General features: G+C 72.7%; 14 protein-coding genes. 8 read left to right on the top strand and 6 right to left on the bottom strand.

All coding sequences use genetic code 11. The annotated features are described in order from the left end of the window. Both AMK18_RS21310 and AMK18_RS21305 read right to left on the bottom strand, forming a co-directional pair. Positions 1-2,181, bottom strand: coding sequence for an MMPL family transporter (locus AMK18_RS21310; protein WP_073863950.1), 2,181 nt, complete (start codon positions 2,179-2,181; stop codon positions 1-3). An 82-nt stretch (positions 2,182-2,263) separates the two neighbouring features. Beyond that, positions 2,264-2,845 carry a TetR/AcrR family transcriptional regulator gene (locus AMK18_RS21305; protein ID WP_073863949.1) on the bottom strand — a complete coding sequence of 194 codons (582 nt, stop codon included), beginning with the start codon at positions 2,843-2,845 and terminating at the stop codon, positions 2,264-2,266. Between the two features lie 193 nt (positions 2,846-3,038). Between AMK18_RS21305 and AMK18_RS21300 the strand changes: the two genes are divergently transcribed. Next, positions 3,039-3,455 carry a DUF4267 domain-containing protein gene (locus AMK18_RS21300; protein WP_073863948.1) on the top strand — a complete coding sequence of 139 codons (417 nt, stop codon included), beginning with the start codon at positions 3,039-3,041 and terminating at the stop codon, positions 3,453-3,455. 7 nt (positions 3,456-3,462) lie between these two features. Here AMK18_RS21300 and AMK18_RS21295 read toward each other — a convergent pair whose 3' ends face one another. Continuing rightward, entirely contained in the window at positions 3,463-4,047 is a 585-nt protein-coding gene (locus tag AMK18_RS21295) for a GNAT family N-acetyltransferase (RefSeq protein WP_073863947.1), read from the bottom strand. 47 nt (positions 4,048-4,094) lie between these two features. Continuing rightward, a complete protein-coding gene (locus AMK18_RS21290; RefSeq protein ID WP_018102038.1) occupies positions 4,095-4,871 on the bottom strand; it encodes a peptidoglycan recognition protein family protein in 777 nt (258 codons plus the stop codon). Positions 4,872-5,299: 428 nt separating this feature from the next. Here AMK18_RS21290 and crcB (AMK18_RS21280) point away from each other — a divergent pair, with 428 nt between their 5' ends. From crcB (AMK18_RS21280) to crcB (AMK18_RS21270), 3 genes are read left to right on the top strand one after another with little or no spacing between them, the layout of a single operon-like run. Further along, positions 5,300-5,719, top strand: coding sequence for a fluoride efflux transporter CrcB (gene crcB / locus AMK18_RS21280; RefSeq protein WP_073863945.1), 420 nt, complete (start codon positions 5,300-5,302; stop codon positions 5,717-5,719). Continuing rightward, on the top strand, positions 5,716-6,069 hold the full coding sequence (locus tag AMK18_RS21275) for a DUF190 domain-containing protein (RefSeq protein ID WP_020207271.1): 354 nt from the start codon (positions 5,716-5,718) through the stop codon (positions 6,067-6,069). The genes crcB (AMK18_RS21280) and AMK18_RS21275 overlap by 4 nt, the downstream gene beginning before the upstream one ends. Further along, positions 6,066-6,440, top strand: a complete 375-nt coding sequence (gene crcB, locus AMK18_RS21270; protein WP_018102035.1) for a fluoride efflux transporter CrcB — start codon at positions 6,066-6,068, stop codon at positions 6,438-6,440. Before AMK18_RS21275 ends, crcB (AMK18_RS21270) begins: the two co-directional genes overlap by 4 nt. Here the strand turns inward: crcB (AMK18_RS21270) and AMK18_RS21265 are convergent. Then, positions 6,412-7,854 carry a DEAD/DEAH box helicase gene (locus AMK18_RS21265; RefSeq protein WP_073863944.1) on the bottom strand — a complete coding sequence of 481 codons (1,443 nt, stop codon included), beginning with the start codon at positions 7,852-7,854 and terminating at the stop codon, positions 6,412-6,414. The two genes, crcB (AMK18_RS21270) and AMK18_RS21265, sit on opposite strands and share 29 nt — an antisense overlap. A 475-nt stretch (positions 7,855-8,329) precedes the next feature. On the opposite strand from AMK18_RS21265, the gene AMK18_RS21260 reads away from it, so the two are divergent. The 4 genes from AMK18_RS21260 to AMK18_RS21245 are packed head-to-tail and all read left to right on the top strand — an operon-like array spanning position 8,330 to position 11,238. Then, a complete protein-coding gene (locus tag AMK18_RS21260; RefSeq protein ID WP_018102033.1) occupies positions 8,330-8,776 on the top strand; it encodes a hypothetical protein in 447 nt (148 codons plus the stop codon). A gap of 3 nt (positions 8,777-8,779) precedes the next feature. Continuing rightward, positions 8,780-9,340 (top strand): toxin, encoded by a 561-nt coding sequence (locus AMK18_RS21255; RefSeq protein ID WP_073863943.1) that lies wholly within the window; start codon positions 8,780-8,782, stop codon positions 9,338-9,340. Positions 9,341-9,388: 48 nt separating this feature from the next. Continuing rightward, positions 9,389-10,636 carry an MAB_1171c family putative transporter gene (locus AMK18_RS21250; protein ID WP_073863942.1) on the top strand — a complete coding sequence of 416 codons (1,248 nt, stop codon included), beginning with the start codon at positions 9,389-9,391 and terminating at the stop codon, positions 10,634-10,636. Further along, complete coding sequence (locus AMK18_RS21245) at positions 10,633-11,238, top strand: hypothetical protein (RefSeq protein WP_018102030.1); 606 nt, start codon at positions 10,633-10,635, stop codon at positions 11,236-11,238. Before AMK18_RS21250 ends, AMK18_RS21245 begins: the two co-directional genes overlap by 4 nt. 17 nt (positions 11,239-11,255) lie before the next feature. Here AMK18_RS21245 and AMK18_RS21240 read toward each other — a convergent pair whose 3' ends face one another. Continuing rightward, entirely contained in the window at positions 11,256-12,980 is a 1,725-nt protein-coding gene (locus AMK18_RS21240) for a SpoIIE family protein phosphatase (RefSeq protein WP_073863941.1), read from the bottom strand. Between the last annotated feature and the right edge of the window lie 102 nt (positions 12,981-13,082).

The raw sequence follows: 13,082 nt of genomic DNA, 5'->3' as shown, positions 1-13,082 counted from the left end.
TCAGCCTACGGGGAGGGGTTCGGCGGGGACCTCGGCGTGGCGCTTGCGGGGCCAGGCGCGTTCGCCGAGGAGCAGCAGGAGCGACGGCAGGATCATCATCCGGATCACCACGGCGTCCATCAGGACCGCGACCGCGAGGCAGAAGCCCATCTGCTTCATCTCCGTGAGATGCAGGAAGACGAAGGCCGCGAAGATCGTGACCATGACGAGGGCGGCGCTCGTGACGACCTTCGCCGAACGGGCGATGCCTTCGAGGACGGCCTCCCGGGCCGTCATGCCGTGGTCCATGGCCTCCTTGATCCGGCTGACGACGAAGACCTGGTAGTCCATCGAGAGGCCGAAGAGCAGCACGAAGAGGAAGAGCGGTACGCGCGAGGCGATGGCGCCCAGCGAGTCGAAGTCGAGCAGTCCTTCGGCCCAGGTGCCTTGGAAGACCAGGACGAGCGCGCCGAGCGCGGCGGCCGCCGAGAGCAGGTTGAGCACGACTCCGATCAGGCCGATGACGGCCGAGCGGAAGGCGACCGCGGTGGTGACGAAGGTGAACAGCAGCAGGAAGCCGATCACCAGCGGCAGCTTGCCGCGTTCGTGGTGCACGTAGTCCTGCCCGCGTGCCACGTCACCGCTGACCGCCGTGTCGGTGCCGGGCAGCTTGCCCACCGTGGCCGGGATGTAGCGGTCGCGGAGGTGGTCCAGGGACGCGATGGCCTCGTCGGAGGGCGCGGGGTGCGGGACGGCCAGTTCGAGCACGGTGACCCGGCCGTCGGCGGAGGTGCGCAGGACGGGCTTCCCGGTGCGGGCGAAGAGCGGGTCGGCCTGGGCGCGCCGCCCGAGTTCGGTCAGCGCGGCCCTGGCCTCGGGCGCGCGGCCGGGGCTCGTACGGGTCACCACCTCGTGTTTGACGAGGAGTTCGGGGTACGCCGCGGTCAGCCGGTCGTACACCTGCATGGCCGGGATCGAGCGGGAGAAGGTGTCCTTGCCGGGGTCGACGAGCTTGAGGCCGAGGGCGGGCGCGGCGACGGCGAGCATGACCAGGACCGAGGCGCACAGGGTGGCTGCGGGGTGGCGCTGCGCGGGGCGCAGGAGGGCGGTGAAGATCCGGCCGTTCTCGGGCTTCGCGGCGGCCGGTGCCCCGCGTCCGGACCGCCGGGCGGCCTTCCTGGCAGCGCGCCGCTCGGCGCGGTGGCCCAGCTTGACCAGCAGGGCGGGGAGCACGGTGAGCGAGCTGAGCACGGCCACGGCGACGACGAGGATGGTGCCGGTGGCCAGCGAGGAGAAGATGACGTCCGTGGCGAGGTAGAGGGTCGCGGTGCAGACGATCACCGCGAGGCCGGAGACCACGACGGCCCGGCCGGCCGTGGCCGCCGCGAGCTCCACCAGCGCCTCGGGGGCGAGCCGGCCGCCCGCGCGGGCCCGCTCCTCGCGTTCGCGCTTCAGGTAGAAGAGCGTGTAGTCGACGCCGACCGCGAGGCCCATGAGAAGGATCATGTTGGTGCCGACGCCCGGGTCGGGCAGCAGGTGCGAGGCCAGCATGGACAGGCCCATCGTCGCGGCGATCGAGGAGAGCGCGAGCAGCAGCGGCACCCCGGCCATGACCACCGAGCCGAACACGGCCAGCAGGATGACGAGGGTGACGGGCAGGGAGAGCCGTTCGGAGAGCGCGAGGTCTTCGCCGCGCTGGTCGTTGACGCCCTTGCTGATGGCGGGTGAACCGGTCTCCTCCACGACGAGTTCCGGGTGGGCGTCGGCCACCTCGGCGGTCTCGGCGAGGAGCGGGACGACGTTCTTCCGGCCGTCCAGCTCGGCGCCCTCCATGACGACGCTCACCCGCAGGGCGGTGCCGTCCGCCGAGGGGACCGGCGCCTCCACGTCCCGTACCTCGTCCAGGGCCCGCATGCGGGCGGTGAGTTCGCGGGCGGCCGCCTGCGCCCGTGCGGTGTCCAGGGGGCCGGAGGCGGACCGGATCAGGATGTGTTCGGTGGGGCGGCGCTGGAGGCCGGCGTCGGTGGCCGTCGACTCGGCGCGACCGGCCTCGCCGACCCAGAAGTCCTCGGTGGTGGCCGCGTTGGGGCCCGCCGCGATGCCGGTCCCGAGGCAGAGGAGGACGAAGAGGAACCATCCGGTGATCGCGCGCCAGGGGTGCCGGGCGCTCCACCGGGCCAGGTGTACGGGTCGAAGTCTCATGCCCTCCATGCTGTTTCGGAGGGGGGTGCGCCCGGCAGCCTCGACCGGTGGAACCGGGGGTCCACCGGTCGGTGGACCCGAACTACGGTTCCGGGGCGGTGAGATACCGCTGAACGGTGGCCCCGAGCCAGTCCACGATCTCCTCCGGGTCGAGCGCCACGCTCGCCGGGAAGCGCAGTACGTAACGCGTCAGCGCGAGGCCCAGCACCGCCGAGGCGCAGAGCGCCGCCCGCGTCGACGCCTGTTCGGGTGCGTGGCCGAGGCGGCGGGCCAGCGGGATGAGCTGGTCGCGCAGCACGCTCTGCATGCGGTCGGCGGCGGCCGGATCGGTGGAGCCGACCCGCAGCAGTGCGGTCAGTTCACCGTTCTCCTCCCAGAGGGTGAGGAAGTGGCGCACCAGCGTGCGGCCGATCTCGTCGTGCGGTTCGAGGGGCAGGCCGGGCAGTCCGGGGTCGATGGCCACGGCCGCCGCGAACAGGCCCGCCTTGTTGCCGTAGTAGCGCATCACCATCGACGGGTCGATCTTCGCGTCGGCCGCGATGGCCCGGATGGTCGCCTTCTGGTAGCCGTCGGCCGCGAACCGCGCGCGGGCGGCGGCGAGGATCGCGGCGCGGGTGGCGTCGGAACGCCGCGCGGCCTGCTGGTTCTCCGTGGTATCGGTCATGCCAACGAGCGTAGGCCAACATCCGTTGACATTCCAGAAGCGCGGTCCTACGTTAGCCAACACGCGTTAGCCAACACGCGTTGGCCAACACGTGTTGGCAACGTGGCGCAGCCGTCGCCCCGGAGGGGACCGTCACGCCGGGCGACGCCGAGCGCCGATGACCACCGACCCATCCGACCGACGGAGCGGAACCATGTCACTGAAGAACGTCAACACGGCCTTGATCGCGGTCTGCACGCTGTTCGTCCTCTGGCTCGGGCTGTCCTTCGTCCTGGCCCCCGAGGCGTCCACCCACGGCGTCGGACTGCCCACGTGGTCCTCGGGCAACGGCGACGGCTTCCTGATCATGAAGGGCACCCGGGAACTGGCCATGGGCCTGGTCATCGGCGTCCTGCTGATCACGGGCCACCGCCGCGCCCTGGGACTGGTCCTGCTGATGGAGGCCGTCGCGCCGTTCGGCGACATGGTCAACGTGCTGGCCCATGACGGACCGCTCTCCGCCGCGTTCGGCATCCACGGCCTGACCAGTGCGTTCATCGCGGTCACCGGACTGCTGACGCTGCGCGAGACCGGCCGGGTGCGCCGGGCCCCGGCGCCGCGGCCGGCCTGACGTCGCGTCAGAGCCGGGCTGCCAGGCGGGCCTTCGCCTCCGGCCACTCGTCCGCGAGCAGCGAGAAGTACACCGTGTCGCGCCAACTCCCGTCCGGGCGACGGCGGTGGCGGCGCAGGACGCCCTCGTGGCGGGCGCCGAGGCGGGCTATCGCCTTCTGGGAGCGCTCGTTGAGGTGGTCGGTCTTCAACTGGACGCGGCCCATGCCCAGGTCCTCGAAGGCATGGGCGAGCAGGAGCAGCTTGGTCTCCGTGTTCACCGCGGAGCGCCAGTACGCGCGGCCGTACCAGGTCGAGCCGATCTCCAGGCGCTCGTGCGCCGCGTCGATGTCCAGAAAGGACGTCCAGCCGATGGCCCGCCCGGTGGCCAGGTGGACGACGGCGAAGGGGACGTAGGACGTGTTGGCGAGCATCGCGGCGAGCGCGGCCTCCATGTCCTCCCGGGTGCGGGGCACCGGGCCGCCGAGCCAGCGCCACACCTCGTCGTCGTCCCCGCCGGCGGCGAAGAGGTCGTCCAGGTGCGCGGGGGCGAGCGGTTCGACGCGGACATGGCGTCCGGTCAGGGTCACGGGGCGGGGGTGCGAGGCGGTCATACCCGTCACCTTACCCTCGTACGTACTAGCGTCAAACACTTTATGCACTAGTGCGTATTGCCCGCATCCTCCGTGTCCGCCTCGCCCTCGCGCCCGGCGGCCGCACGCATGGCCGCCGCCATCGACCGGATCTCGGGCAGCTCGTCGTACAGCGCCTGGCCGGGGCAGCTCGTCTGGTATGTGTCGCGGTGGCCGGAGATGACGTTCAGCACGGCCACCTCGCCCTTGGGGTAGCGGCTGGCGTCATTGGTCGAGCGCAGCTTCACCTTCCCGCGCGGGTCCTCGCCGGGGCGCAGCTTCCACGCCGCGAGAGTCGCCAGGGCCCGCACGACCGGGGCCGGGACCTTCTCGCCGTCGCGGTAGTCGCCGAGCACCGCGATGCCCACGCTGTCCGCGTTGAAGCCGGTGGTGTGGGCGCCGCGCACCGAGCGCGTGATGCCGCCGGCCCGGCCCTCGTAGATCGTGCCGCACCGGTCGACCAGGAAGTTGTAGCCGATGTCGTCCCAGCCCCGGCCCTTGATGTGGGCCTCCTCGACGTTCCGGATCAGCTCGGGCGCCTCGGCGCAGTCGTAGTCGTTGGTCTCGCCCGTGTGGTGGACGAAGACCGCGCGGACGGCGCCCGTGTAGGCGGCACGTTCCCGGACGATGGACTCGTCCGCGTGCCAGGCCGTCCGGCTGACGATCACGGGCTGCGGCGCGGCCACCGCCCGGGTGCGGGGGGCGGCGGGCGGCTCGGCCAGGATGTGGGGCACCGGGGCGTCCCGCGGCACCAGCAGAGCCAGCGGGAGGACCGCGGCACCCAGCCATATTCGGTGGGGCCACATGGCTCCACCCTGCGGCTATCCCGCCGGGCCCGCAGATGAGGTGGCCGATCGGGTGAAAACGCCCCGGACGGGGAATAGGGCCTTGCCTTTGGATCAGGCTGGATCAGGGAGCGGGGCGTGGTGCGTGTGGCTGCAAGGCGGAGGAGGGCGACAACGCGGAGCGTTGGCAACTGACGACAACGCCGCAGACGCGCGTGCCACGCCCCGCGAGCCCAGCATGATCCAAAGGCAAGGCCCTGACCCCAGGGCCGCGTCCGGGCACCCGCCGTACGGCGATATCCTGGGGGCAGCAGCGGGCCGGTGACGGCCACTGCGCGGCGGTGGGGCCCGCCGTACCCGAACCGCGCGCGCTCATGCGCCGCCAACGGTCCCTACTTGCGCAGACGCGCGCCCGTAACCTTGCGGGCGCCCCGGCAGGTAGGAGACGTATGCCCGGCATCCTCACGAAGAACCCGCAGACCGCCGTCGTCGCCGTGGTCGCGCTCGGCGGCGCGACCGGCGCCTGTGCCCGCTACGGCGCCGGGCTCCTGTGGCCCACCGCGGCCGGCGGCTTCCCCTGGACGACCCTCGTGGTCAACGTCGTCGGCTGCGCGGTCATCGGCGTGTTCATGGTGGTGATCAGCGAGGTGTGGGCGGCGCACCGGCTGGTGAGACCGTTCTTCGGGACCGGGGTCCTCGGCGGGTTCACCACCTTCTCGACGTACGCGGTCGACATCGAACAGCTCGTGTCCAAGGACCGGGCCGGCACCGGACTGGTCTATCTCGGAGTAACACTGCTCGCGGCCCTCGCGGCGGTGTGGAGTGCGGTGTGGCTGACGCGCCGCGCACTGGCGTGGAGGCAGGCATGACGACATCCATGACCGAACCGGGCCTGCGGCTGACCGTGCTGGTCGGCGAGTCCGACAGCTGGCACCACCGGCCCGTCTACACGGAGATCGTGCACCGGGCGCACGCCGCCGGGCTGTCCGGCGCCAGCGTCTTCCGGGGCATCGAGGGCTTCGGCGCCCACTCGATGATCCACACCCAGCGGCTGCTGTCCCTGAGCGAGGACCTGCCGGTGGCGGTGGTGATCGTGGACGCGGAGGAGGCGGTACGGGCCTTCCTGCCGGAGATCGCCGAGCTGACCGACGGCTGCCCGGTCACGCTGGACGCCTGCGAGATCGTGCGGAACCCCGGGATACAGGGGGATCAGGAATGAACTGGCTGCTCGTGATCGCCGGGGCGGCGGTCGGCGCCCCGATGCGCTATCTCACCGACCGGGCCGTGCAGTCCCGCCACGACACGGTCTTCCCGTGGGGGACGTTCACCGTCAACATGGCCGGCTGCCTGATCCTGGGCACGCTGACCGGCGCGGTGGCGGCCGGGGCGGCCTCCTCGCACCTTCAGCTGCTGCTCGGGACCGGGCTGTGCGGGGCGCTGACCACGTACTCCACGTTCAGCTACGAGACGCTGCGGCTCGCGGAGGACGGGGCCAGGTTCTACGCGGCGGCCAACGTCGTGGTCAGCGTCGTCATGGGCCTCGGCGCGGCCTTCGCGGGCGTCAGGCTCGCCGGGGCGGTCTGGGCCTGACCCGGCGCTCGGAGGGCGGCGCGGTGATGGTGACGGGCACGCCGGAGGGGGCCTGCGCGCCGGTGATCCGGCGCAGCTCCTCGCCGCCGGAGCGGACCTCCGCGATCTGCGGGGTGATGCCCGCGTCGGCCATCAGCCGGGTCATGTCGCGGCGCTGGCTGGGCAGCACCAGCGTGACGACGCTGCCGGACTCCCCCGCCCGGGCGGTGCGGCCGCCCCGGTGCAGGTAGTCCTTGTGGTCGGCGGGCGGATCGACGTTGACGACGAGGTCCAGGTGGTCGATGTGGATGCCGCGCGCCGCGACGTTGGTCGCGACCAGGACCGAGACGTGCCCGGTCTTGAAGCGCTCCAGGGTGCGGTTGCGCTCCGGCTGCGACTTCCCGCCGTGCAGGGCGGCCGCCCGGACCCCGCTGTTCAGGAGATGGGCCGTCAGCTCGTCCACCGCCTGCTTGGTGTCCAGGAACATGAGCACCCGGCCGTCGCGCGCCGCGATCTCCGTCGTGGTGGCGAACTTGTCGGAGGGCCGTACGTAGAGCACGTGGTGCTCCATCGTCGTCACGGCGCCCGCGGCCGGGTCCACCGAGTGGACGACCGGGTCGTTCAGATAGCGCCGGACGAGCAGGTCGACGTCCCGGTCCAGGGTCGCCGAGAACAGCATGCGCTGGCCGCCCAGTGGGATCTGGTTGAGCAGCTGGGTGACCTGGGGCATGAACCCCAGGTCGGCCATCTGGTCCGCCTCGTCGAGCACCGTCACCTCGACCCGGTCCAGCACGCAGTCGCCGCGCTCGATGAGGTCCTTGAGGCGGCCCGGCGTGGCGACGACGACGTCGGTGCCCCCGCGCAGCGACGCCGTCTGGCGGCCGATCGACATCCCGCCGACGACGGTCGCCAGGCGCACCCGCAGCGGCTTCGCGTACGGGGTCAGCGCGGCGGTCACCTGCTGGGCCAGCTCGCGGGTCGGGACCAGGATCAGGGCGCGCGGATGCCGGGCCTCCGCCCGGTGCCCGGCCGTGCGGGCGAGGACCGCCAGGCCGAAGGCGAGGGTCTTCCCGGAACCGGTGCGGCCCCGGCCCAGCACATCGCGCCCGGCCAGCGAGTTCGGCAGGGTGGCCGCCTGGATCGGGAACGGCTCGGTGACGCCCTGCTCGGTCAGCGCCGCCAGCACGGCGTCGGGCAGGTCCAGTTCGGCGAAGGACGCGACGGGGGGCAGCGCCGGGGTCTCGGTCCGCGGCAGCTCGTACTCGCCCTGCCGCGCCACGGGCTTGCGGCCCTTCCCGCCGAAGCGGCGGTCGGGGGCTCCGGAGCGGCCGGCGCCCCGGGTGCGGAAGCCGCCGCCCGCTCGGGAGCCCGGGGCACCCTGGCCACGGGAGCGGGAGGAACGGTCGTGGGGGCGGGGGGCGCGGTCGCGGCTCAAGCGGAACCTTTTCGTCGGGAGATGCGCGGCGTCCCGCGGCTCTTTCCGATGGTAACCGGGGCGGGTACGGGGCGCGGGGCCCGAAAAGATCCCCTGAACAAGGACACTGACCGGCCGGTCAGTTGATGACTGACCGGGCAGGGGCCATAATGTGCGGGTAGCCCTTCACGCATCCCCCGTCGTGAAGGGCTACACCCCTTTGTGGGCGCGCACAGCGGCCGCGCACCGGCGTCTTCACGGGCAAGGGACTCCCCTCGTGGCCCCCTGCCCATGTTTTTTCGAGTTAACAGTGACGTAGAGTGTTTGCGCAAGCCCGCTCCGGACACCGGATGAGAATGCTCCGCTTCACGCCACCTCCGGTCGCCCGCCCCCGGGAGCGTGGTCGGGGGTTCGTTACAGTACGAGCCCGTTGACCGAATCGAGCGCCGCCCGGGGCCGGACAGGGGTCCGCGGCGGACGTGAACGTGGGGGCCGGATGGACAACGGCGTAGAGCGCGCGCCGGAGCTGCGGACGCTGCGGCAGAAGGTCGAGTACATGGTCGAGAAGACCTTCCCCGGCCGGAAGATCTCGGGCCGGTTCTTCGCCGACCTGGTCAGGGAGCGCGGCGGATCGCTCTCCCACAGCTACTTCTCCAACATCCTGGCCGGCAAGGTGACCCAGCCGTCCGAGGAGATCCTGAAGGCGCTCGGCCTGGGCTTCGGCGTCGACTGGCGGTTCTTCAAGGAGGAGTCGGAGGTCGTGGACGACGTCGTGGCCGGGCTCCAGTTCCTCGCCAAGCGGCGGACGGGCGAGATCAGCGGGCTCGCCGGGCGCGGGCTCGACGAGGAGGGTCTGCCGCCGGAGCTGCTGCGGTTCGCGATGTCCCTGCTGCGGGACGCCGAGGAGCGCACGCCCCCGGCCGGCGGCGGACAGCAGGGCTGAGCGATGTCCCTGCGGAAGCTGCGGCGGGAGTGCGAGGAGGGGCTCGCGGAGCTGCCGCTGCCCTCGCCGTTCTCCATACCCGGGCTGGTGGCCAACATGGAGGCGGCCCGGGGCCGGACCATCGTGCTGCACGAGATGCCCGACCGGCTGGCGCGCGTCAACGCCGCCTGCGGGCTGCGCCTGAAGAGCGGGGACACCAGCTTCGTGCTGTACCGCCGGCGCCCCACCGCGTACCAGACCCAGCACGTCATCCTGCACGAGCTGTGCCACGAGTGGTTCGACCACGGCACCTCGCTCGACGCGGAACAGCTCCGGCGGCTGCTGCCCGTCTTCGACACCTCGCTCATCTCCCGGATGGTCGGCCCGGACGCGGTGCTCACCCCGGACGCCGTGCAGGCGCGCGCGCAGTACGACACCCACGACGAACGCATGGCCGAATTCGGTGCCTCGCTGATCCCCCGGATGGCCCGGGACGTCACGAGCGATGACATGGTGGGGCGGCTCGCCAACTCGCTCTCGCGCCCGGTCGCCCACCGCCGCGGCGGCCTGTTCCGGCGTACGTAGGATCCGTACCGCCCGACCGCACTCCCCCCACCCCCGAGGACGTCCGCCGTGACCCCGCTCGACCTCGCCGGCTATCTCATAGCCGGCCTGATGACAGCCGTCGCCCTGTGGCGCATGCCGGCCGCCCTGTGGGGGGACGAGGAGGACCGCCGCCGCCGGGCGCTGTGGGGGTGTTACGCGGGATTCGCGCTGGCGCTCTGGACGAAGACCCGGTTCGTGCGCGTCGGGCTCAACGACAGCCCGGTGACCGATCTGTCGGTCCTCATCAAGCACTACACCGCGACCATCGCGATTCTGGCCATTCTCAGCTACATCGTGGCGATCTACGGCCGGTACGACGACGAGGGCGGCATCCCCCGGCACGTGCGGTTCGCCCGGCTCATCCAGCAGGTCGCGGCCAAGGCGTCGGTCGCCACCCTGGTGCTGCTCACCGTGCTGTTCTTCACCGTGGTCGACCGCTCCACGCCCTCGGACCGCTTCGTCGCGGACCACGCCGGGCAGTGGGGCGCCACGCTGTACATGAGCGTGTTCTACCTCTACCTCGGCGCCGCGTCCGCCGTCTGCGCGTACCAGTGGGCGCTGGCCACCGGGAGCGCCCGGATGCGCCATCTGCGCGTCGGGCTCGGGATGATGACGTTCGCGATGTTCATCGGCGTCGGCTACACCGTCAGCCGGACGCTGTTCCTCTGGGTCAGCGTCGTGGACCGGCCGAGCGAGTCCTTCGCGCTGGACTTCGACGAGGTCACCGAGGCCGCCCAGGTCGTCCTCTTCCTCTTCTTCGCGGTCGGCGCCTCCATCCCGGCCCTGAGCAACGTCCGCCGCCGGGCCAAGCTCTGGCGGGCGCAGGCACGGCTGCACGGCCTCTGGTACGCGCTGATGACCGCCTTCCCGGACCAGCCCTTCGAGCCGCCGCGCCCGCTGCTGCGGGAGCTCACGCGCTTCGACACCCCGGCCGACCTGCGCGTCGACCGCTGGGCGGCGGACATCGCGGACGCGGTCGAGAAGCTGCGCCACTACGTGCCGGACACCCTGCTGCCCGCCGCCGAGGCCGCCGCCGGGGCCGGTTCCGGCTCGCCGCTCGCCGACGCCTACTGGATCAAGGCGGCGCTGATCGCGCGGGACGCCGGGGCGGCGGCCGGGGAGGCGGCGGCCTTCTCCGCCCAGCACGCCACCGACCAGGACGGCGAGGTCGCCTGGCTGGTCCGGGTCGCGGCGGCCTACCGGACGGTGACCCCGGAGCGGGCCCGTCAGATCCTCGACACCTGTGACACCGCGGGCAAGGAGCAGCCGGCATGACCACCACCGACGCCACCGACGGCACGGCCGCCCCCGACCACGCCCTCGCGCGGCGGGTGACCGACGTCCTCCAGCCCCGCAACGTGCTGCTCGTCGGCATGCTCGCCATCGGCCTCGCGGCGGCCGGGGAGTGGACCGGGCTGCTCTGGGGGCTGCTCGGCGCGCTGTGCGCGGGGATCGTGCCCGCCGGGTACATCGAGTGGGAGCGCGGGCGCGGCACCTGGGGCGACCGCCATGTCGTGGACCGCACCAAGCGGGCACCGATCTTCTTCGTGATCCTGGGCTCCATCGGCGCCGGTTCGGCGGTCATGGTGCTGGGCGGGGCGCCCACCGGCATCCTGGCCGCGATGCTCGCGCTGTGGGCGATGACGGTCGTGCTGCTGGCGGTCAACACGGTGTGGAAGATCTCCGTGGACGCCTCCGTGGCCTCGGCGGTGGTCGCCCTGCTGGCCGCCGTCCACTCGCCGTGGTGGCTCTGCGCGTACGCGATGGCGGCCGCGGTCTCCTGGTCGCGGGTGGCGCTCGGCTACCACACGGTCGGCCAGGTCACGGCGGGTACGGCGCTGGGCGCGGCGACGGCGACGGCGTTCCTCTTCGTGTGACCTTCGCGCGACCCGGCTCAGGCCTCCGGGACCGTGGCTTCCGGGACCGTGGCCTGCGGCTCCTCCCGGGTCCGCGAGGCCATGACCGCGATGTCGTCCTCGGCGCCGGGGCCGAAGCGTTCGAGCACCCGGTCCAGGAAGGTCTCCAGATCGCCGTTGTCCGGCAGGGCCAGCTCCCCCAGCCGGGCGACGCTCGCGTCGATGTCCTCGCCGCGCCGCTCCACGAGCCCGTCGGTGTACATGAACAGCACCGTGCCCGGGCCGCACTCCATCACCGTCGACCGGTAGCCGCCGAACCCGGTGCCGAGCGGCGGGGCCGCCGGTACGTCGCAGATCCGGGTGCCCGCCGGGCCGGGGTCGAGGAAGACCGGCGGCAGGTGGCCCGCGCTCGCCACCTCGCACAGCCCGCCGTCCGCGTTCACCACGGCGAGCAGACAGGTCGCCGCCCGGTCTATCCCGGAGCGCTCCACCATCCGGTCCAGCTGTTCCAGGATGCGGTGCGGGGGCAGTTCCTCGTCGGCGAGGAGGCGCAGCAGCGAGCGGTAGTGGCTCATCGCGACGGCCGCCTCCACGCCGTGCCCCATGACGTCGCCCATCGCCTTGAGGTGCCGCCCGTCGGGCAGCGGGATGACGTCGAACCAGTCGCCGCCCACCAGGACGCTGCGGTCGGCCGGCAGATAGCGGGTGGCGACCTCGATGTGCGGGTGGGGCGGCCGGGGCTCGGAGAGCAGGGAGCGCTGGAGCTCCAGGGCGATGGTGTGCTCGTGGGTGAAGCGGCGGGCGTGGTCGAGATGGACGGCGGCCCGCCCGGCGAGCTCCCGCGCCACCACCACGTCGTCGTCCGAGAAGACGGGTGAGCCGCCGCCCCGGAGCAGGCCGAGCACGCCGATCGGGGCGCCGCGCACCGAGATCGGCACGGCGACCGCCGAGTGCAGCCCGAGCTCCCCGTAGGCGGCGACGCGCTCCGGGTTGGGCGCGGCGCGGCTCAGCCGCTCGGTGTCGGTGAGGTCCTCGACCACGGGCTGGTTGGTCGCCAGACAGCGCGGTACGGCGGCCTCCTCCTGGTAATCGATGTAGTCGCCGGCCACCCCGAAGCGGGCGACGCCCCGGCTCAGTCCGCGTACCGCCGACATGGCAGCCCGGCGCAGCCGGACCACGTCGGGCGGCGCAGGGCGCACCGGCGGGGCGACGTCCGGCGGGAAGACCTCGACGATGGCGACGTCGGCGAGCCCCGGCACGACGAGGTCGGCCAGCTCGGCGCAGGTGGTGTCCATGTCGAGGGTGGTGCCGATGCGGGTGTTCGCGCTGTCGAGGAGGGAGAGGTGGCGCTGGGCCTGGGCGAACCGGCGCTGTTCGTCGTCGGCCATGACCTCCAGCACGATCCCGACGACGCCGACGACCCGGCCGTCCGCCTCCAGGCGGTGGTAGGCCCCGTGCCAGTAGACCCGGGCGGTCCCGGACTCGGCGGGCAGCCGGCCGCTGGAGGTGACCTCGCGGGCCCGGCCGTCCGCGAGCACGGCGCGCATCAGGTCCTCGCGGGCGTCGATGTCGGGCAGCACCTCGCTGGGGCGGCGGCCGATGTGGGCGGCGGGCGGGATGCCGTTGTGCCGTACGAGGGACGGGTTGACGTACAGATAGCGCAGCTCGGTGTCGAACACGGCCACGCCCGCCGTCGTGCCGTCGAGCACGGCGGCGAGCGCCGTGACGTCGATGGACGGCGGATGGTGGGCGTGCACCGGCAAGACGAACCTCCTGGGGCAGGGCGCGGGCCGCCTGCTGCCCGGCCCTTCATCCTCGGTCGCCCCGCGCGCTCCCGCATCCGCAGACCGCCGGGTGGCGGCGTG

This window comes from Streptomyces sp. CB01249 (assembly GCF_001905735.1).
Classification (GTDB): domain Bacteria; phylum Actinomycetota; class Actinomycetes; order Streptomycetales; family Streptomycetaceae; genus Streptomyces.
The sequence above is the reverse complement of the archived record's forward strand: the minus strand, read 5'-3'. Positions and strand labels throughout refer to the sequence as shown.